Genomic DNA, 2027 nt, shown 5'->3' with positions numbered 1-2027 from the left:
ACCTGCCGCAGCTTCGAGTCGATATCCTCGGGCTTCTCTTGTTTTCCAGCCATCTTACGACCCTCCAAAATGAGGGGTAAACCTACCCCAGTTGGTGGGCCACTTCAGTGGGGGCATTCCGGGTCAGCACTCTTACACCATGCCCAGGGGCACTACCGTACTTGAGTCTTGTCAGAGCCATGGCCCTTGAGAGGTGCGTGGCGGTTACCCTGCTCCGATTGATCTACCCGCCCGAAAAACTGGGACCACTTCAAATTGCCCTATTTGGACTCACGAGCGCTGACATCAGACATCATCTCTCCCATTGTGCTGAAGTCACACAATTCTTTTGGGTTATCATTTCGAGATCAATTTCAAGCGCGGCGAAAATGGTTTGCAGAATTTCTGGCTCCGTTGGCATAAAGATTAACTCAAATTCTCCATCTGCAATCGTAATTGGGCAACTACTATTGACTAATTTAGCGACTTGAGACCAAGACACTCGTTTACCAGCGGCGTTTGACACTTTATCCAAAAACGGCTTGGTTAGGTTTGACGTCAGCAATTGCAGGGTAATTGCACCGTCAAGAATGCTTTTGGTATCTCGAGGCATATCTAAATGTAACGCAATCTTCGCACAAAAGCTATTTGTCGCTGCAAGGAGTTTTCTCGTATTTTCCCCGAGGAGATAATAGTTCAGTATGTCTTCCAAACCATCTTGTACATTGGTAGCAAGTATGGAGTTGCCATCTCTTTCACCCATTTTCTCCAAAATTTTTTCCGCCCTCTTTATCCCACGAGACTGACTTAGGTGTTCCTTTTCTACTGACTTTAACTGAAATAGCTGAGTTTCCCGAACGGCGCGCTCGTAACTTGCAGTGCAATAATCGATCGCCCGTATATATCGAAATGTTCCAACATCATCAAATGGCTTAGAGCTCGGATGCATTTCAATTATCTCGTCCGGCATTCTGTTAAGGGCCCGGCTAGGCTCGTACAAAGGCAAAACAAACTGTATGGCCTTTTTAGCAAAAAACTCTACCAGGGGTTTGTTTACTAGTGTTCGATCCAAAACAATGACGAGGCGTTTATGTGGAATTTTTTTTGATAACCGCCTCACGTACTTTTCAATCATGCTAGGTAGTGGCAAAATGTTCAGCCAATACTCCACCAACATCACCTCCCCCCTCGAATTAATTGCTGTCGCTGTTGTCAAACCCTTCATCGGCGAAATTGGTTTGCCTTTTCCACATGGGTTGTCGATATGAACAATAATCGGTTCAGCGCCATTGGCATTAGTGCCCTGGCAAAATAAATAGCTAAGATTTTTAGATAGATCAGTCTTCTGTCCGATAGACGACAAAAAATCTAAGTCTACTGACGTATTTTCATCAAATAGCGCTTGCCTAACAATTTTTTTGAAACTGGCAGGCAACTCGATTTGCGTCCTAGATCGTTTGCTAGACGTATTCAGTTCTGCAAGGATAAGAAGTTGTTGAACCACAAGCTCTTGCATTACCTCGCGAGGCATTGCTCTCACTTTAAGGGATGAAGTATCTGAAAGAAGTGGCCGGTTCTTAGAATACTTGGCAATACTTGCAAATAAGCTTTCCAACGCGCCTGAATTCTCTACCTTGTCGGTTCGTCCGAGTGATGCGTGAACCTTAAGGCGTGGCCCTTTCTTGTTCCGAATACTTTCGACTATTTGGAAGTATTCATATCTTCCAACTTTCTTTTTCCTTAGAAACATAATTTTTCCGTAGGTCTTTATGTAGTCCCCTTCTTTAGGCGGGGCGTTTCAATAGAATCTAAGTTGCCTTAAGTTTCTGTATTGGAGTCATTCCTACGATCCTGAGCAGCCCTATTTGACGGGTCCGTTGATTGAGGTGCCCTTAGTTTACTAGACACCGGACTTCCTCAGTTTGAGCTGTCTTTCTTCGAAGTCAACGGGAGACTGGACTGCCCCCATCGAGTGGTCCGGGTTGATTGTTAGTGCATGGTCGGCCTCTGGTCCATTGGAACGAAGCTTTCGGGTGCTGGTGGTCGGT

The 2027-nt window shown here is 45.4% G+C and carries 1 protein-coding gene; it reads right to left on the bottom strand.

All coding sequences use genetic code 11. From position 1 onward, the window contains the following. Nucleotides 1-292: 292 nt before the first annotated feature. Nucleotides 293-1729 (bottom strand): hypothetical protein, encoded by a 1437-nt coding sequence (locus BLR85_RS28940; protein ID WP_139188626.1) that lies wholly within the window; start codon nucleotides 1727-1729, stop codon nucleotides 293-295. Between the last annotated feature and the right edge of the window lie 298 nt (nucleotides 1730-2027).

The organism is Aliiruegeria lutimaris (assembly GCF_900099935.1).
Classification (GTDB): domain Bacteria; phylum Pseudomonadota; class Alphaproteobacteria; order Rhodobacterales; family Rhodobacteraceae; genus Tropicimonas; species Tropicimonas lutimaris.
The sequence above is the reverse complement of the archived record's forward strand: the minus strand, read 5'-3'. Positions and strand labels throughout refer to the sequence as shown.